This window comes from Streptomyces sp. NBC_01506 (genome assembly GCF_045040295.1).
In the GTDB taxonomy this organism is placed as follows: domain Bacteria; phylum Actinomycetota; class Actinomycetes; order Streptomycetales; family Streptomycetaceae; genus Streptomyces.
The window spans coordinates 6,274,113-6,290,830 of sequence record NZ_CP109422.1; the positions used below are offsets into that span (position 1 = coordinate 6,274,113).

Sequence of the window (16,718 nt, forward strand, 5' to 3'; positions counted from 1 at the left end):
TATCGGGTTGCTCACAGCTCGATGATGATGAGGATGATCCTGCGGCGGGACGGGGACCGCCGGATGCGGGGACGAGGAGCATTCCTGTTGCGCGGTCCGGTCGTTGACTTCCGTGTTGACGTGGGACGACGCCGACGGATGCCGCGCTTGCGGCGCGAGGCGGCGGTCACCGGAACCTCGCTCCGCTCCGTGGTCTTCTTCTGCTCGGCTGCAGCACACCGAGCAGCCTCACGCCTGCGCCGAGCGCTCTTGATGTAGGGAAGTGTCTTCCCGATCGCGTCCAGGAACTCGGAGCGGAGTTCCGGCTCTTCGATGGAGTCGTAAAGGTCGATGTGCGAGAAGTCTTCCGGCATGGGAGGCCCCGTTCTCTATGTTTTCGGGCAGGGTGAAGCGATGGCACGTCTATGGAGCGGCCGAGTGCACCCGTAGGGAAGGAGCTCCCATGAGGTACGGGCCTGGAGGAGAGATGGAACCGAGCGCAACTGGGCTCCACCTCTTATGAGGGCGGTTCTCCCGAGTCGAATTGAAGACTTTTCGAGCAGGTCGGTTCCGCTCGTCACGTTGTGGGCGGCGAGAGGAGTCTTCTGTTGTTGGGCACAGCAAGTAGAGGGCAGCGATTCGAGGGTTTCTCGGCTGCCGGTATTCGGCTGTGCCACGACGTTAGATTGCGATTCCCCATCCGTCAACTCCCCACCCGTTGACGCTCGTTCGAGTGAACGGGTCGATCTCTCGCCCTCTGAGCGGGATTCCACATTCGGGCAAGACGGTCATCATGGACGTAATTCGCGTATGGGTTGTTATCCCTGGGCGAAAAATCTGAACCGAGGGAACCGTCTCGACTGAAGGTGTGCGTGTCAATCAATATTGTCGGAGCTGGAGTGTGTCAAATAACAGTGTAGAGTGAACCTCACAGCATGTGCAGAACCTGAGCTGAGGAGTGGTGTGACGTGGACGGAGAGGACTTCGGTCCCTGGCTCGCGCGGCAGCTACGGCGGCAGGGCATCAGTCAGGCGGAGCTCGGGCAGCGCGTCGGCCTGACTCGCGCGGCCGTCTCCGCGTGGATCACCGGCAGGGCGGTGCCGCGCGAGGACATGATGCGCCGCATCGCGGAGGCCATCGGTACCGACACCGGAACCGTCCACACCCGCACCACGGACACCGTGACCGGGCGCCCCGTCTCCTGGTACCACCGACCGGCATACACCGACGGCGGACGAGACTTCGGCAACGCCGCCGCGTTCGCCTTCGAGGCAGATGTCGAGGTGCTGGCACGCGAAGCGACCCAGAACAGCCTGGACGAGCGTCTTGACCGTACGCGACCGGTTCGCGTTCGCTACACGTTGCACGAGCTGAGCGGCGAACCCCTCGCGCGCTTCAGGGAGTCGATCGGCTGGGCCTACCTCCGACCGCACTACGAAGCCGCCGCCGCCCAGGAGCAGAAGGTGGGGAGGGTCATCGCCGAAGGTCTGCGGGACATGAACGAGCGGGACCGGCTGGTGCTGTTGCGGGTCGACGACTACAACGCGTCGGGCCTCACCGGCGATGACTACGACGACGGCCGCTTCGCCGCCGTCGTCCGACGTCAACTCGACAGCAACAAGTCGGACGACGGGGCCGGCGGCTCGTACGGACTCGGCAAGGCCACACTCTGGGCCACCAGCAGGTTGGGCCTGGTGCTCATCAATTCCACCTTGTCCGTTGCGCACGAAGGCCGTACCGAACGTCGGCTGATCGGACGTCTCGACCTGCCGTGGCGCGTGGTGGACGGTAAGGCCTGCGCTGGCCCCGCCTGGTTCGGTGAGCCCGACACGGTGCCGGGCAGCGAGAACGTGGCGCGATCCTGGTGGGCCGACGAGGAAACGGTCGAGCGTCTGTACCTCACCCGTGAGAACGACGAGCCGGGCACCTCCTTCCTCGTCGTCGGGGCCCACGACGTCGCGAGCGGGATCAACGAGTCGACGACGGGTGACGAGGGCGACGAGGAGGAGTCGGTCCAGGCGATGCACAAGAAGCTCCTGATCGCACTCGCGAACAACTTCTGGGCCGCGATGACCTCCGGCGAGACCACCTCGCCGCTGCTGGAGGCCTCGGTACGCACGTTGCGCAACGGCGTCGTCGTCATGAAGGAGCAGCGCGTCGATCCCCAACTCGTGCAGCCTTCACGAACCCGGGCGCTCAAGGCGTATTTCGACGGTCGGACCGTCGACGAACTCACCGAGACCGGTCAGGTCGCCATGGCCAAGGTGCCTCTCAAGGTCCCTGCCGTGAGGGGCCGTGGCAAGGCCGCCGAGCATGAGGCGGTGCTTCTGGTGACAGCCGCCGAGGACGCGGACGAGGGCAAGCCCAACCACATGGTCACCATGCGGGGCAGCCGGATGAAGGTGCGATCCGCACGCGTCCCCGATCTTCCTCTGGGCACCAACTCGTTCCAGGCGGTGCTGTTGGCCGGGCACGCGGCCGGCGGGGACGCCGTCGAGGCCGATCGGGCCGAGGCGTTCCTCCGGGCGTCCGAACCTCCCGAGCACAACAAGTGGGCACAGACCGAGGAGCTGCGTGCCACTTACTCACCCACCGCACACCGGCGGATCTCCGAGTTCACCAGGGCCGCGAACAACGCGGTGCGAGAACTCGTCGGACAACGCAAGGAGCGGAGCGAGGGTGGCCCGAAGGCACTGCGAGACCTGTTGGGGCTGGACGGGGCCCCGCCGGCCGCCGCCCGGGGCGGCGGCTTCCCCACGATTCTCGACGTGGACGCGTTCGTGGACGAAGCAGGTGCCTGGCAGATCGACGCCGAGGTCAAGCTGCCTCTGCGTCAGGATCCTTGGGTCATGAACCCCGTTGCCCGATTCGACGTCAGATCCGGTGGTCGGCCGACGGTCGGCTGGTCACGGGTCGTCGCCGGTGCCAACTGCGAGTTCGTGGACGGCGCGCTGCGCTTCAAGGCCGGCGCGCGCAGCGCGACCTTCACCGCAACCACCGACGCGTCCACCCATCCGGTCCGTGCGGCGCTGGCCGGGCTGATCGTCGACCTCCAGAAGACGAAAGGTGCCCCGGCGTGAAGGTCTTTCCCTACCGGACGCTGGCCGGTGAGGTCGTCCTGCGAGTGACGGCCGTGAAGCAGGACCAGAAGGACCTCCACACGTCGGTGTTCTCCGGGGACGAGCGCGTGGTCGCACTTCACCAGGTGGAAAGGGACGACTGGAAGTACGCGAGGATCAGCGTTGTCGCCACCCTCCCGGTGAAGGAGCTCGGAGAGGGGCCCTGGCAGGACGTGTCCGTGGTTCTCGTCCTGACGGAGAAGGCGACCAACGCACGTACCACGGCGGTTCTTCATCCTCGTGGCGGCGCCGACGGGGAGTGGACGGGGCGGATCAGGCTGTGGCGGGCCGCGCATCGGAGCCAGGCCGAGCTGGCCGTGTCGGTCGTGGCTACGGTCGACGGCGTACCGGGGCGGATCATCGGTGGGTCCGAGGAGAACTGGGTCGTCGACCTCATGGCCCGAACGCCCGTACGGCGCAGGGAACTCCAGATCAACGAGGTCGACTTCGCCACCGGCGCCGAGGAGTGGCTCCGCCCCTTCAAGGACGCCCCGTGGATCGTGGAGACGTCGGGCGACCTCCCGACCGTGCACCTCAACACCGGATTCGAAGGCGTTTCCGAGCTGCTCAACTCCGGCGGAAGCCCTGCGGAGCGGGCCGTCAGGGACATGCTCGCCACCCAGATCGCCACCGACACCTGGACAGCGGTGTTCCACTCCGCCGTCAGCGACCTGGAGTTGGACGACGAGGGCAATCCCGAATGGCCGGGCGGCTGGCGTGATGCCGTACTCCGCGTGATGCTTTCCGACGTGCTCCCCGGAATGTCCGGAATCGACGCCTTGAGTGAGATCCACGCCAGGCGCCTGGAGTCCTCCGGTTGGAACGAGCTGCAACCGCGCATCAGTTACGCGGCGGGTCGCCGCGCCAAGGTGGCCAGGAACCTCAGCACCGCAATCCGTGTACTCGACGCGTCCCAGAAGGCGAGCAAGGCATGACCGACAAGCCCGAACCGCTCCCGGACCGGTTGGCTCTGCTCTCCGACATCAATGCGGTCAAGCACATCGGCATGGGTGTCCGGTCCGGCCGCGAGAATCCGCCGTACATCGAACTGGGCCGCCAGGTGACGTCGTTGCCCGACGACGACGTTCGCCTACGTGTCGAGCCGGTGCGGGACCTGATCGACGACGTGATGCACCTCTACCCGGCCGACGAGCGCACCAGGGCCGACGCCTGGCTCGCGCCTCGGCTGCACGCGACTCTCCGACTGACCCGTAGGGAGGCCGCCGACGAGGGGATGTGGAATCACCTCGCCCTTGCCGTCGCCCCGGACTACCTGGTGTGGCGTCACCTGCCGCACAAGGGCAAGGACGGGCTCCCACCGATGGTGTCGGCGAGCCGCTTCCGCGGGGCCCACTACACCCAGGCGTTCTCCCGCCTCTGGTGGGCGGCGGAGCTGTTCAGGAACGGTGCCGACTACGCCCCGGCGGTGGTGGCCTGCGGCAACCAGGACGTACTCAACACGCTCCTGCGCCTCGACATCATCGATCATCGCCCCACCGCTCAGGCGATGATCCGACTGGTGGAGAACGGCGTCGCCCGCACAGGCCGTGAGGTGAACGCGCTCGCCACCGTGGCGAACGCGGCGGCCGGCACGCTGCTCTACGACGTTCTGGCGGAGGACGACGACTGGTACGGCGACGCTCTGGAGGCATGGGTCGCCGGAGCCGACTCCGCGCAGGTGGTGTCTCGACGGCACCTGCCGGACGGACCGGCCGACGACCCGGTCCCGGAACTGGCTGTGGATACGCTCGCCGAACGTTTCCGTGAACTGTTCCAGGACGCTCCGGTACGGGGGAGGACCGCACCGGCCGAAGGGTGACCCTGCGGACCGACCGGCAGTCTGTGGCTCAACGAGCGACGACGAAGTCCAGCATGCCGGGCTCGGCCTCGGAGGGGGACGGCTTCGAAAGGCCCAGTGCGGCCTCAAGGACGCGCTTGGCAAGAAGTGGTGGGATGGCGTTGCCGATCTGCTGCGCGATGTCTTTGCCGCTCCACGGATAGTCGCGTGGAAACGTCTGAAGGAGTCCTGCCTCGGAGTGGGTGAATCGGGGCAACTCCCGCGATTCGTCGAGCGTCATCACACGGTTCCGGGAGATTTTCCCGGTCACTGTTGCCGAGGGCTCGTCCCAGCTCCGTCGGCCGCGTTCCTTTGGGTCACCACCCGTGCCGTAGTTGGAGACGACGACGAACGGTTCTGTCCGATCCAGTGTCTGACGCATGTCCACCCACGGATCCGGACGACCTGGGTGACGCGGGGCCGGCCTTGTTCCCTTGCGGTAGGGCTGATGGGTCGGATCAGGCAGCTTGGCGACGCCGTTCCGGCGTGCGATCAGAATGGCGCGACGACGGGTCTGAGGAACGCCGTACTCCTCCGCACGTAGCACGTCGAGAGTTACCGAATAGCCACGTTCTCTGAGCACCTCGGCGTAGGCATCCCAAACCGGCAGTACGGACGGCACCTGTTCCAGCACGATCACGTCATACGGTTTGTTGGCCTTCTTGGCCTCAAGCGCCCATCGGAGCGGTTGCAGCACCAAGCCCGTGCGTTCGTCGTCCAATTCGGCCAGATCAGCGGTGACGTCGTCGTCGCCGGCCATTCGCCGGACGAACTTCAGGACTGTGTCCAGCGCCCTACGTCCGGCACCGGTGCCCGCCACGGTGAAGGTCTGACAGGGTGGACCACCTGCGAGAACCGTGGCGTTCGGAAAATGCGCAGGGCCGTATTCCCGCACATCACCTTGAGGCCCGGCGAGGCCTGCGGCCTGGCGTGTGGCGTACGCGTTGTCATCCCATTCAATGCCGTTGACCGTCAGCCCCAGGTCCCTCGCGGCCACGTCCAGTCCGCCCGGACCTGCGAACAGATCCACGATTTCGACGGCACGCACATGATCTCCAGGCTGTCGAAGTAGCTGTTGGGCAGACGTCACGTGGTCGGTCGGCGTGCCCGATCCACGAAGATCGCCGTCGGACAGGATACCCGCGCCCGGCCGGTGCCACCGCCAGGGAGTGGGCCACGTGCAGACTCGATCACCTCTCGGGACCCGCGCGTCAGATCAAGGCCTCGGCGATGGACATCCCCAGAGCGTGCCCCACGGGTGGCGGCGAGGCGTGGCCGATCTGCCGGTAGCGGGCGGTCTTGCCGCCGGCGAACTGCCAACCTGCCGGGAAGGATTGCAGGACGGCGGTCTGTGCCACGGTGAGTTTCTTGAGCGGGGAGCCGGACGTGTCCGACTCCTGGACTCCGTCGGGGCCGGGTACCTCTTCGCTGAAAGCGCCGCCGTTGATTCCCATCCGGGCCCAAGCACGTTTGGTTCCGGTCGGGCCCACATCAGCGCCTCCACGCTTCTCGGAGCCCCCCACGACGGTCGGGGCCACGACGTCGGCCGACGCGGCCCAGTCGTCGGCGTCGGTCCAACCACGGGCGGACATCGAGGCGTGCAGGGCCTGGCCCACGCTTACATGGCGACTCACAGTGGCCTCGGGCGGTCGGTAGTCGCGCGAGCCGTCCCTCTTCATCGCGACCAACACACCTTGCTTGCGATCCTGCGGGACTCCGAAGTCGGCGGCGTTGAGTACGAACCAGTTGAAGGTGTATCCGAGATGGACGAGCTCCTTGTGGGCGAAGTCGCGGAACTCGGCGAACTCGGGCGCGCCGGCCAGCCCGGGAACGTTCTCGATCAGGAGCGCCCTCGGTTGTACTGCGTGTACGAGGTAGATGGTGGCCTCCAGGAGACGTACCTCCTCGTCGCCGTCGGTCGTCCGTCCGCGCGTTGCGGTCGACTTCACTCTGGGCAGACCGGCCGAGAGGAGGTCGACGTCGTAGCACTGCTGGTGATTCACCGGGTCGAAGTCCAGGAGGTCCGTTTCCAGGACTTGCCAGGAAGGTCTGTTCAGTCGTAGTGACTCGCACGCGACGGACTTCTTGTCGATCAGCAACACCGGCTCGAATCCGGCCTGTTCGAGCCCGAGTGCCAAGCCACCCGCTCCGGCGCACACATCCAGGGAACGCAGCTTCTTCACGGGTTTCCGTCCTCGGGTCGTCGGGCTTGTCGGGACTTGATGCGGGCCACGTTTGCCGCCACCTCTGCCGAGATCTGTTCCGGTGTCTCGTGCTCCCAGAACCGCAGAACCGTCCAGCCCGCCGCTTCCAGATGGGCCGAAGTCTCCTTGTCCCGGGCGATGTTCTTGTCCAGCTTCTCGCGCCACCATTCGGCGTTCGCCTTGGGTTGTGTCGCGTGGAGGGGACAACCGTGCCAGAAGCAACCGTCGAGGAAGACGGCGACCTTGGCCTTGGTGAACATGATGTCGACGGTCCGGCGAGGCATGTCGGGAACGCGCGCGTTGACCCGGTATCGGTGGCCGGAGGCGTGCAGCAGCTTGCGGACCGCCACCTCGGGTGCGGTGTCCCGGCGAGCCTGACGGCTCATCCGGGCCGAGACGCCGGCTGATGAGGGCTTCGCTGTGTTCATGACCGCGGACCTGATCCGTTCCCGCCCCCTAACCCGCCCCGTGGCAGTCCCTGTACGGCTTGCCCGAGCCGCACCAGCAGGAAGCGTTGCGGGCCGGGGGCCAGGCGGTGGCGCGGCCGCGGGCGGCCAGGGTGGTGGCGTATTGGGGGAGCAGGTTGGGGTCCGCGGGGGAGGCGGCTTCGGAGGCGGCGAAGGCCTCGTAGGAGGGGACCGTGCCCGTCACGATGCCCAGGTTCGGGGTGCCCGTGGTGGCCAGTTCGCGCAGGGAGGACTCCAGTTGGGCGAGGTGGGTCTCGCGGGAGGGGTACTCGGTGCGCAGGTTCGGGTACGCCGCGAGGAGTTCGTCCAGTTCCGCCGCCGGCCAGTGCAGGACCGCGACCGGGAACGGGCGGGAGAGGGCCGAGCGGTACGAGCCCAGTTCGGCGCGCAGGCGGGCGATCTCGGCCTGGAGTTCGGCCGGGTTGTCGGAGCCGAGGGCCCAGAGGCGTTTGGGGTCGTGGAGTTCGTCGAGGGGGACCGACGTCTTGTTCACCTGGTCGCCGAGGGCGTCCCAGTCGTCGTGCTCCAGGCCCAGCAGGCGGCGCAGGCGGTGGCGGCCGAGGAGGAGAGAGCCGGCGGAGTACGGGACTTCCTCGCCCGGGGTCAGGAGCAGGTTGAGGGCCGTTGTGTAGGAGTCGTGGGCCGCTTCGAGTTCGTCGTGGGCCTCCAGCGTCTGAGCCACGATCTCCCACGGCGCGGGCTCCAGCGGTTCGGCGATGCGCAGGCCGTCGATGATCGCGCGGGCCTCGGCCTCGTGGCCGTACTCCCACAGGTTCGCGGCCTTCAGCGCCTTCACCAGGTGGGGGTGGTCCGGGGCGCCGGTGAGGAGGTCGTCGTAGAGGCCGGTGGCGCGGTCGCGGGCGCCGGCCAGTTCCAGGTGGGCGGCGGCCTGGAGCAGCAGGGGCTCGCGGTCCTCGGGGTACTGGGCCGCTGTGCGCAGCAGGCGCTCGGCTTCAGTGGTGTGGTCGGCAGGGATGTCGGGGCGCATGGTCCACACCGTACTGCCGTACGCCGTTCGGGGCGGAGGGCCTTCGGAGACCGGGCGGGGAGGGGGAGGAGGGAGCGGGGGCCCTTCGTTCAGGGGCGCGTCCTCGGGGCGTCCCGTAGCGCCAGCACCAGCGCCGCCCCCAGCACCGTCACCCCCGCCGACACCAGGATCGCCAGGTCCGTGCCGTACTGCGGGGTGTCCGCCGATGTCACCACCGCGATCATCAGCGCGACTCCGGCCGACGAGCCGGTGTACCGGGCCGTGTTGTTCGCGCCCGAGCCCATCGCCGCGCGTTCCTGCGGGACGGATTCGACCGACAGGCGGGGCAGCGCGGTGTTCAGCAGGCCGCTGCCCACGCCCGCGACGAGCAGTCCCGGCACCAGCCGCCCCCACGAGTTCGCGCCCACCGCGCCCAGCATCGACAGGATTCCCGCCGCGTGCAGGGCGAAGCCCAGGACGAGTTGGTGGCGGGTGGTCACGCGGCCCGCGAGGCGCCGGGCCTGGAAGGCGACCAGGAACGCGGTGCCCGACCAGAGCAGGAACAGCGACGCGGCGCCCATCGGGGAGATGCCGAGCGTGCGCTGGAGCAGCGTGGGCAGGTAGCTGAACAGCCCGATCACCGCCACCCCCGTGAACAGCGCGCCCGACGTGGCCGCCTGGAAGGGCCGTCGGCCCACCAGCGCCGGATCGATCAGCGGTGCGCCGACGCGCCGCTCCACGGCGGCGAAGACCCCGGCCAGTACGGCGGCGGCCACCAGCAGCAGGACGACGGGCGTACGCAGCCACCCGTCGCGGCCCAGCGTCAGCGCGCTCAGCAGCGCGGTCATGGCCGCGCCGAGCACGACCGCGCCCGCCAGGTCGGGGCGACCGCGGCGCGGGGCGCGGGATTCGTCGAGCGTGCGGAAGGCGAGGACGGCGATGACGAGGGAGGCCGTGGCGAGTACGGCGTACGGCTGCTGCCAGCCGTACGTACCCAGCGCCCCGGCGAGCAGCGGCCCGGTGGCGATTCCCGCGCTGACGAACGCTCCCCAGACGCCGGTGGCCCTGATCCGCCCCGGCCCGGCCGGGAACGCGTGCACGAGCAGGCCCAGGCTGCTGGCGATGATCGCCGCGCTGGAGGCGCCCTGCGCGATCCGCGCGAGGGTGAAGGTGAGGGTGGAGCCGGCCAGCGCGCCCAGTGCGTTGGTGAGCGCGAGGCCGAGGGTGCCCGCGAGGAAGAGTCTGCGCCGGCCGTAGTCGTCGGCGAGGCTGCCCGCGACCAGCAGGAGGGCCGCGAGGCCGAGCGGGGCGCCGTTCAGGAGCCATGCCTGGGCGGATATCGCGGTGCCGAAGTCGGCGGTCAGGTCGGGGAGCGCGGGGATCGGGGCGGTGTAGTTCATGAGCGCGACGGTCGTGGCCGCGCTGGTGACGGCGAGCGTGGCCGCGGCGCCGCCGGGGCCGTGGGAAGCGCGGCCAGGGGAGTCGGCGGGGCTCGCGGCCACGGGTGTTGAGGACATGGCGAGGTGCCACCCTTCAAGGTTCGGTGAATGAACTCACGAGGCGGTCCGACCGTAGCATGGTGAGTTCGTTCATTGAACCTGGATTTTGTTAAGGTGAGGCCATGGCTCTCGGCAAGCACTACTCCACCCAGCAGTGCTCGATCGCCAGCGCGCTGGAGGTCGTCGGCGAGCGCTGGACGCTGCTCGTCGTACGCGACGCCTTCTACGGAGTGCGCCGCTACAACGACTTCCTCAGCCATCTCGGCATGCCCCGCGCCGTCCTCGCCACCCGCCTCAAGAGCCTCGAGCAGGCCGGCGTCCTTCAGAAGCGGCGCTATCAGCAGTCGCCGCCGCGCGACGAGTACGTCCTGACCGAGCGCGGCATCGCGCTGTGGCCCGTCCTGCGCTCCCTCGGCCTCTGGGGCCGTGAGCACATCGAAGGCGGGCCCCCGCTGCGCGTGTTCACACACACCGTCTGCGGGACCGAGCTGGGCTCGTACGGCGAGTGCCCGGCCTGCGGCATGGCCGTACCGCCGCGCGACGTGGCGATGCGGCCGGGGCCCGGCCTCGATCCGGAACCGCAGGATCCGGTGGGGCGGGCGCTGCTCGCTCCCCGACGGCTGCTTCAGCCTCTCGAAACGGATCGTGTATAACGGCTGGAGGGCCTGGAAGGCTCTGGACAGAGCGAGTAGGCCGAGTAAGCCGAGTCGTACGACACCGGGAGAGGGCAGGGCATGATCCGACGCGCCGCACGACGCGCCACGCGGCTGCCCCGTTCCGCCGCCCCGGTCCTCTTCCTGATCTTCGGCCTCGCCCAGATCCTGCTCGTCGACGCCGGCAGCCTCTCCGCCGCCGTCGCCCTCGCCGCCACCGCCGCGGCCTCCACCGCGTTCGCCACCTCCGCCGTCATCTCGGCCCGGTGCGCCCCCGCCGTACCGCCCACCCGGGTCCGTACGGCGATCCGCGACCGCGAGCAGCGAACAGCCTTCCTGCCGCAGCGAGATCCCGACGCACGGGGCCGCACCAGGCCCCGAGCCCCCGGTCGTCCCGTCCTGACGACCGCGTAGGGCCACCTCCTCAGCGATCCGGCCCCACGTGGGTCGTCATGCCGAGCCGCGCCGTGCCGCACCAGCGGTGCCGCGCCTTCCGTCCGGCACGACGAGACCCCCCGGAGGGCTCACCCATGTCCGTCTTCCTGTCCGGCTTCGCCTCCCTGGTCGGCTACTTCGCCGACCTGCTCCAGCCGCTCTTCCAGGGCGGTGCGACCGCCGTGGCGATCATCCTGTTCACCGCCTGTGTACGGCTCGCCGTACACCCGCTCTCCCGGGCGGCGGCCCGCGGCCAGAAGGCCCGTACCAAGCTCGCGCCGCAGCTCGCCGCGCTGCGCAAGAAGCACTCCAAGAACCCCGAACGCCTCCAGAAGGCGATCATGGAGCTGCACAAGAAGGAGAAGGTCTCACCGCTCGCGGGCTGCCTGCCCAGCCTGCTCCAGATCCCCGCGTTCTTCCTGATGTACCACCTGTTCTCGAGCCAGGAGATCGGCGGCAAGCCGAACGAACTGCTCGGCCACTCCCTCGGCGCCGCGCCGCTCGGCCACCGCTGGAAGGACGCGCTCGCGGACGGCGGGATCTTCGGGGGAGCGGGCCTGGTGTACGTCGTGCTCTTCGCGATCGTCGTGGCCGTCGCCACCTTCAACTACCGGCGTACGAAGCGGATGATGGCCGCCATGCCGACATCCACGGCCGGGGCGGACGGGCAGCGGATGCCCGGGATGGGGGCCATGACCAAGGTGATGCCGCTGCTGTCCTTCGCGACGCTCATGACGGTGGGGGTGGTGCCGCTGGCCGCCGCGCTGTACGTCGTGACAAGCACCACATGGACCGCCGTCGAACGGTACTTCCTGTACCGGGACGTCCCGGCGACGGGGGCGCTGGCCTCCGCGGTGTAACGGCCGCCGAAGCGCGGCAGGGACCGCCGACGCGCGGCAGGGAAGGCGCCGCGGCCCGGTCCAGGGTGTGAACGGGGTCTTGCGGAGTGATCCGATGTCTTGGAGGATCGGCCGGTCCGCCGATGGCCGCGACCCGTCGGCGGTGCCCCGCTCGACCACAGGGAGAACAGACCATGAAGCTGCTGCGTGTCGGTACGGCGGGTGCGGAGCGCCCCGCGCTGCTCGACCAGGACGGAACCCTCAGGGATCTGTCCGCCCTGGTCACGGACATCGACGGCGCGCTGCTCGCCGACGAGGCCGCGCTGGAGCGGGTACGGTCCGCCGCCGCGTCGGGCGAGCTGCCCGTCATCGACTCCGCCGGACTGCGCACCGGACCGCCGGTCGGCCGGATCGGCAAGATCGTGTGCATCGGGCTGAACTACTACGACCACGCGCGCGAGACGGGCGCGGACATCCCGACCGAGCCGATCATCTTCTTCAAGGCCCCGGACACGGTGGTCGGCCCGGACGACACCGTCCTCGTACCGCGCAAGAGCGTGAAGACGGACTGGGAGGTGGAGCTGGCCGTCGTCATCGGCCGCACCGCCCGCTATCTGGACTCCGCGGCGGAGGCCCTGACGCATGTCGCGGGCTACGCCGTCTCCCACGACGTCTCCGAGCGCGAGTTCCAGAACGAGCGCGGCGGCCAGTGGGACAAGGGCAAGAACTGCGAGACGTTCAACCCGCTCGGCCCGTGGCTCGTGACCGCCGACGAGGTGCCCGACCCGCAGGCGCTGTCGCTCGAGCTGTCCGTCAACGGGGAACGGAAGCAGAACGGGACGACGGCCGAGCAGATCTTCCCGGTGGCCGAAGTGGTGCGCTACGTCAGCCAGTTCATGACGCTCTACCCGGGCGACGTCATCAACACCGGAACGCCGGCGGGCGTCGCGCTCGGGCAGCCGGAGCCGAAGCCGTATCTGCGGGCCGGCGACGTGGTCGAGCTGGGGATCGAGGGGCTGGGGCGGCAGCGGCAGCAACTCAAGGACGCGTAACCGCCCTGTCCGTGAAAGGGTTTGGCGGGGACGGGCCGACGAGAGGGAGCACTGCGATGGTCACGGTCACCGTCACGGAACGACACACCGTCGACTTCTGGTTCGACCCCGCCTGCCCGCTCAGCCGGATCACCGCGTCGTGGCTCGTCGCCGTCGCCGAACAGCGCCCGATCGACATCCACTGGCGTGTGATGAGCCTCTCGGTGCTGAACGAGGGCAAGGACGTCGACCCCGAGGGCGACGAGGAGGGCTACCTCTGGATCCCCGCCCGCGTCTGCGTCGCGATCCGGGCGGCGCACGGGTACGCGGCGCTCGGGAGGTTCTACGACGCCCTGTGGACCGCCGATGACGGCGGGTGCCGTGAGTGGATGGGCGACATCGCCGAGGCCCTGAGCGCCGCGGAGCTGCCCGCGGCACTGGCCGAGGAGGGCCTGTCCACCGACCACGACGCGGCGCTGCGCGCCTCGCACGCCGAAGCGATGAGCCTCGTCGTCGGGGAGGTGGGTACGCCGATCCTCGCCGTCACCCACCCCTCCGGCGCCCGGCACGCGTTCTTCGGCCCTGTCGTCACCGAGACGCCGGGGCCCGACGACGCGTTGCGGCTGTGGGAGGGGACACTCCTCGTCGCGAGCGTGCCGGGCTTCCGCGAGATCAAGACCTGACGGTACGTCAGTCCCGAGGGCCGGAAGACATCCGCTCCAGCGTCCGCTCCAGAGCCCGCACCACCAGCGCGTGGTCCGCCTCCTGCGGAAGGCCCGAGACCGTCACGGTACCGACAACTCCCGCCCCCTCCACCGTGATCGGGAACGAGCCGCCATGGGCCGCGTACCGGTCCGGGTCCAGACGCGAGGAGTCCTCGAACGTGCCGCCCTTGGCGCGAAAGCGCGTACCGACCAGGAACGAACTCGCGCCGTAGCGCTCAACCACCCGCCGTTTGCGGTCGATCCAGGCGTCGTTGTCCGCCGACGACCCTGGCAGCGCGCAGTGGAACAACTGCTGAGAGCCCCGGCGGATGTCGATCGCGACCGGTGCCTCGCGCTCGCGCGACAGCTCCACCAGCAGGCTGCCGAGCGCCCAGGCGTCGTCGTACGTGAAGTGCGGCAGGACCAACCGGGCCTCCTGCGCCTCCAGTTCGGCCACCGTCGGCGGGGGCGTGCCCTGGGCCGCCGTCATGACGAGGCCCCGATCGCGACCGCGACGCCCTCGCGGGCGGAGCGGCGCGCCGCTTCCAGGACGTCCAGCGCCGAAGCCGCCTCGTGCGCGGTCACCGGCGGCGCCGTACCGTCGCGCAGCGCTCGCGCGACACCCGCGTAGAACGCCGGATAGTCGCCGGGCGTGCTCTCCACCGGGTGGCCGCCACCCGTCGCCGGGGACTCGCCGGCCCCGATACGGCCCCACAGCGACTCGGGCTCCACACCCCAATTACCGTCCCACTCAGGGGTGTTGGGCCGCTTACCGCCGCGCAGGTCGGCCTCCTGGGGATCCAGGCCGTACTTCACATAGCCCGCCTTCGAGCCCAGCACCCTGAAGCGCGGGCCGAGTTGGGCCGTGGTGGCGCTGACGTACAGGTGCGAGCGCACACCACCGGTGTGCGTGAGCGCGATGAACGTGTCGTCGTCGGCCGCGGCACCGGGCCTGCGTACGTCGGACTCCGCGTACACCAGCGCCGCCGGACCGAACAGGACCAGCGCCTGGTCCACGACATGGCTGCCCAGGTCGTACAGCAGCCCTCCGATCTCTTCCGGCGCTCCCGACTCGCGCCAGCCGCCCTTCGTCTGTGGCCGCCACCGCTCGAAACGCGATTCGAAGCGCTGTACGTCGCCCAGCTCGCCGCCCGCGACGAGGCGGGCCAGGGTGAGGAAGTCGTTGTCCCAGCGGCGGTTCTGGAAGACGGAGAGCAGCAGGCCGCGCTCCTCGGCGAGAGCGGCGAGGCCGCGCGCCTCGGCGGCGGTGCCGGCGATCGGCTTGTCCACGACGACCGGCAGGCCCGCCTTGAGCGCGGCCGTCGCGATCGGGACATGCGTCCTGTTCGGCGACGCGATCACGACCAGGTCCAACTCGTCGTCCCGCGACCAGAGTTCGTCCGGCGACGCGGCGAAGCGGACGTCGGGGAACTCGACGCGCGCCTGTGCCTGGCGCTCCGGGTTCGAGGTGACGACCGTGTCGAGGACCAGGTCCTCGGTCGCGGAGATCAGCGGGGCGTGGAAGACGGAGCCCGCGAGGCCGTAGCCCACGAGTGCGACGCGCAGAGGGGTACCGGTGCCAGTCATGGCTTCCACTTAAGCAACGGTGTTGCCATAGTGCAAGCGTGCGGGACAATGACAGCGTGGGTGACAGCGGCGACAGAGACAGAGGTGCGCGCGTGGAGGTGGACGGGGAGGTGGACGGGGAGGTGGACGGGGACGGGGACGGGGGCGCGTCGGCGGGCATCCGTTCCGGCGCGCACCCGAGCCCGCACGCCGGTGCGAATCTGCCCTCCCTGCGCAGCCACAACTCCGCGCTGGTCCTCGACCTGCTCCGTACGGCGGGGAAAGGCGGCATCAGCCGCCTCGAACTCGCCGAATCCACCGGCCTCACCCCCCAGGCGGTCAGCAAGATCACGGCCAGGCTCCGCACCGAGGGCCTGGCGGCCGGCGCCGGCCAACGGGCGTCCACCGGCGGCAAACCCCGGACGGTGCTGCGCCTGGTCCCCTCCGCCGCCCACGCCGTGGGCCTGCATCTGGACCGCGACGAACTGACAGCCGTCGTGGTCGACCTGGCGGGCACACCGGTCGCGGTCCGTACGGCGCCTTTCGACCTGGGCGCGGCGGCGGCCGAGGTGGTCGAGACCGCGGCCGGGCAGGTGGAGGCGGTACGGGCGGCGGCGCGGCTCCGCGCGGCGGGCCCCGGCGCGACAGGCTCCGGCATGGCGATCCCCGGTGCGGAGCCCCCCGGCACGGCGACCCCCGGCACGGCGGGCCCCGGCCGGCTGCTGGGCGTCGGTGTCGCCCTGCCCGGCCCGCTCGACCACACCGCCGGAGTGCTCGGGCGCGTCACCGGCTTCCCCCGGTGGGACGGCTTCCCGCTGCGCGACGCGCTCGCCGCCCGCCTCGGCCTGCCCGTCGTCCTGGACAAGGACACCAACGCCGCCGCCCTCGGCCTGGCGCTGCGCGGACCCGGCGACTCGTTCGCGTATCTCCACCTCGGTACGGGGCTGGGCGCCGGCCTCGTACTCGGCGGTGCCCTCTACCGGGGCGACCGCACCGGCGCGGGCGAGTTCGGGCACCAGGTCATCCAGCTCGACGGGCCGCCGTGCGACTGCGGGAACCGCGGCTGCATCGAGGCGCTGTGCATGGCGGCCGTCGCGCGCGGCGACCTGGCTGAGGCCGCGCGGGTGCTGGGCGCCGGGGCGGCGAATCTCGTCGGGCTGCTGGACATCGACCGGGTGCTGCTCGGTGGCCGCACGGTCGCCGCCGCGGCGGAACGCTTCGTCACGGGAGTCGGAGCCGTACTGACGGAGCGCGCGCGTGGTCCCGTCGTACCGGTGACCATGGCCGACGGCGGTGCGCATCCCGTCGCCGAGGGCGCGGCGCAACTCGTACTGGCGCCCGTGTTCGGCCACGCGCGGGTCTTCGGGCGAGGGCGGGGGCCAGGAGGGCCGGAGGCGGCTGCCCGCTAGTCCGGTGCG

Annotated in this window: 17 protein-coding genes; 9 read left to right on the plus strand and 8 right to left on the minus strand. The window is 70.0% G+C overall.

Annotated features, from left to right (window positions below):
- Positions 1 to 11 precede the first annotated feature (11 nt).
- Positions 12 to 353 (minus strand): hypothetical protein, encoded by a 342-nt coding sequence (locus OG329_RS27885; protein ID WP_405799038.1) that lies wholly within the window; start codon positions 351 to 353, stop codon positions 12 to 14.
- Positions 354 to 947: 594 nt separating this feature from the next.
- Between OG329_RS27885 and OG329_RS27890 the strand changes: the two genes are divergently transcribed.
- The 3 genes from OG329_RS27890 to OG329_RS27900 are packed head-to-tail and all read left to right on the plus strand — an operon-like array spanning position 948 to position 4,917.
- Positions 948 to 3,059: a helix-turn-helix domain-containing protein gene (locus tag OG329_RS27890; protein WP_405799040.1), complete on the plus strand. Its 2,112-nt coding sequence runs from the start codon at positions 948 to 950 to the stop codon at positions 3,057 to 3,059.
- Complete coding sequence (locus OG329_RS27895) at positions 3,056 to 4,033, plus strand: hypothetical protein (RefSeq protein WP_405799041.1); 978 nt, start codon at positions 3,056 to 3,058, stop codon at positions 4,031 to 4,033. Before OG329_RS27890 ends, OG329_RS27895 begins: the two co-directional genes overlap by 4 nt.
- On the plus strand, positions 4,030 to 4,917 hold the full coding sequence (locus OG329_RS27900; RefSeq protein WP_405799042.1) for a DUF6339 family protein: 888 nt from the start codon (positions 4,030 to 4,032) through the stop codon (positions 4,915 to 4,917). Before OG329_RS27895 ends, OG329_RS27900 begins: the two co-directional genes overlap by 4 nt.
- Positions 4,918 to 4,945: 28 nt before the next feature.
- Here the strand turns inward: OG329_RS27900 and OG329_RS27905 are convergent, their stop codons facing one another.
- The 5 genes from OG329_RS27905 to OG329_RS27925 all read right to left on the minus strand — a co-directional run bounded on the left by OG329_RS27905 (position 4,946) and on the right by OG329_RS27925 (position 10,090).
- Entirely contained in the window at positions 4,946 to 5,983 is a 1,038-nt protein-coding gene (locus tag OG329_RS27905; protein WP_405799044.1) for a DNA cytosine methyltransferase, read from the minus strand.
- A gap of 163 nt (positions 5,984 to 6,146) precedes the next feature.
- Positions 6,147 to 7,118, minus strand: coding sequence for a DNA cytosine methyltransferase (locus OG329_RS27910; protein ID WP_405799045.1), 972 nt, complete (start codon positions 7,116 to 7,118; stop codon positions 6,147 to 6,149).
- Positions 7,115 to 7,567 carry a very short patch repair endonuclease gene (locus OG329_RS27915; RefSeq protein WP_405799046.1) on the minus strand — a complete coding sequence of 151 codons (453 nt, stop codon included), beginning with the start codon at positions 7,565 to 7,567 and terminating at the stop codon, positions 7,115 to 7,117. Before OG329_RS27915 ends, OG329_RS27910 begins: the two co-directional genes overlap by 4 nt.
- Positions 7,568 to 7,595: 28 nt before the next feature.
- The gene (locus OG329_RS27920) at positions 7,596 to 8,594 is read right to left on the minus strand and encodes an SEC-C metal-binding domain-containing protein (protein WP_405799047.1); all 999 of its coding nucleotides are present in this window, start codon (positions 8,592 to 8,594) and stop codon (positions 7,596 to 7,598) included.
- An 89-nt stretch (positions 8,595 to 8,683) separates the two neighbouring features.
- The gene (locus OG329_RS27925) at positions 8,684 to 10,090 is read right to left on the minus strand and encodes an MFS transporter (RefSeq protein WP_405799048.1); all 1,407 of its coding nucleotides are present in this window, start codon (positions 10,088 to 10,090) and stop codon (positions 8,684 to 8,686) included.
- A gap of 104 nt (positions 10,091 to 10,194) precedes the next feature.
- Between OG329_RS27925 and OG329_RS27930 the strand changes: the two genes are divergently transcribed.
- From OG329_RS27930 to OG329_RS27950, 5 genes are all read left to right on the plus strand, one after another.
- Positions 10,195 to 10,725, plus strand: a complete 531-nt coding sequence (locus tag OG329_RS27930; RefSeq protein WP_405799050.1) for a winged helix-turn-helix transcriptional regulator — start codon at positions 10,195 to 10,197, stop codon at positions 10,723 to 10,725.
- 81 nt (positions 10,726 to 10,806) lie between these two features.
- Positions 10,807 to 11,139 (plus strand): DUF6412 domain-containing protein, encoded by a 333-nt coding sequence (locus OG329_RS27935; RefSeq protein ID WP_405799052.1) that lies wholly within the window; start codon positions 10,807 to 10,809, stop codon positions 11,137 to 11,139.
- A gap of 116 nt (positions 11,140 to 11,255) precedes the next feature.
- Entirely contained in the window at positions 11,256 to 12,020 is a 765-nt protein-coding gene (locus tag OG329_RS27940; RefSeq protein WP_405799054.1) for a YidC/Oxa1 family membrane protein insertase, read from the plus strand.
- A 173-nt stretch (positions 12,021 to 12,193) separates the two neighbouring features.
- Positions 12,194 to 13,051, plus strand: a complete 858-nt coding sequence (locus tag OG329_RS27945) for a fumarylacetoacetate hydrolase family protein (RefSeq protein ID WP_405799056.1) — start codon at positions 12,194 to 12,196, stop codon at positions 13,049 to 13,051.
- Between the two features lie 56 nt (positions 13,052 to 13,107).
- Complete coding sequence (locus OG329_RS27950; RefSeq protein WP_405799057.1) at positions 13,108 to 13,713, plus strand: disulfide bond formation protein DsbA; 606 nt, start codon at positions 13,108 to 13,110, stop codon at positions 13,711 to 13,713.
- 7 nt (positions 13,714 to 13,720) lie between these two features.
- Here OG329_RS27950 and OG329_RS27955 read toward each other — a convergent pair whose 3' ends face one another.
- Entirely contained in the window at positions 13,721 to 14,224 is a 504-nt protein-coding gene (locus OG329_RS27955; protein WP_405799059.1) for a heme-degrading domain-containing protein, read from the minus strand.
- Positions 14,221 to 15,321: a Gfo/Idh/MocA family oxidoreductase gene (locus tag OG329_RS27960; RefSeq protein ID WP_405799060.1), complete on the minus strand. Its 1,101-nt coding sequence runs from the start codon at positions 15,319 to 15,321 to the stop codon at positions 14,221 to 14,223. Before OG329_RS27960 ends, OG329_RS27955 begins: the two co-directional genes overlap by 4 nt.
- A 158-nt stretch (positions 15,322 to 15,479) precedes the next feature.
- Here OG329_RS27960 and OG329_RS27965 point away from each other — a divergent pair, with 158 nt between their 5' ends.
- A complete protein-coding gene (locus OG329_RS27965) occupies positions 15,480 to 16,709 on the plus strand; it encodes an ROK family protein (protein WP_405802059.1) in 1,230 nt (409 codons plus the stop codon).
- The last annotated feature ends 9 nt before the right edge of the window (positions 16,710 to 16,718 follow it).

Excerpts from the sequence above, each read along its gene's own strand:
- OG329_RS27960 (WP_405799060.1), bottom strand. The coding sequence starts at position 15,321 with ATGACTGGCACCGGTACCCCTCTGCGCGTCGCACTCGTGGGCTACGGC.
- OG329_RS27955 (WP_405799059.1), bottom strand. The coding sequence starts at position 14,224 with ATGACGGCGGCCCAGGGCACGCCCCCGCCGACGGTGGCCGAACTGGAG.
- OG329_RS27900 (WP_405799042.1), top strand. The coding sequence starts at position 4,030 with ATGACCGACAAGCCCGAACCGCTCCCGGACCGGTTGGCTCTGCTCTCC.
- OG329_RS27950 (WP_405799057.1), top strand. The coding sequence starts at position 13,108 with ATGGTCACGGTCACCGTCACGGAACGACACACCGTCGACTTCTGGTTC.
- OG329_RS27940 (WP_405799054.1), top strand. The coding sequence starts at position 11,256 with ATGTCCGTCTTCCTGTCCGGCTTCGCCTCCCTGGTCGGCTACTTCGCC.
- OG329_RS27920 (WP_405799047.1), bottom strand. The coding sequence starts at position 8,594 with ATGCGCCCCGACATCCCTGCCGACCACACCACTGAAGCCGAGCGCCTG.
- OG329_RS27945 (WP_405799056.1), top strand. The coding sequence starts at position 12,194 with ATGAAGCTGCTGCGTGTCGGTACGGCGGGTGCGGAGCGCCCCGCGCTG.
- OG329_RS27915 (WP_405799046.1), bottom strand. The coding sequence starts at position 7,567 with ATGAACACAGCGAAGCCCTCATCAGCCGGCGTCTCGGCCCGGATGAGC.
- OG329_RS27935 (WP_405799052.1), top strand. The coding sequence starts at position 10,807 with ATGATCCGACGCGCCGCACGACGCGCCACGCGGCTGCCCCGTTCCGCC.
- OG329_RS27885 (WP_405799038.1), bottom strand. The coding sequence starts at position 353 with ATGCCGGAAGACTTCTCGCACATCGACCTTTACGACTCCATCGAAGAG.
- OG329_RS27930 (WP_405799050.1), top strand. The coding sequence starts at position 10,195 with ATGGCTCTCGGCAAGCACTACTCCACCCAGCAGTGCTCGATCGCCAGC.
- OG329_RS27925 (WP_405799048.1), bottom strand. The coding sequence starts at position 10,090 with ATGTCCTCAACACCCGTGGCCGCGAGCCCCGCCGACTCCCCTGGCCGC.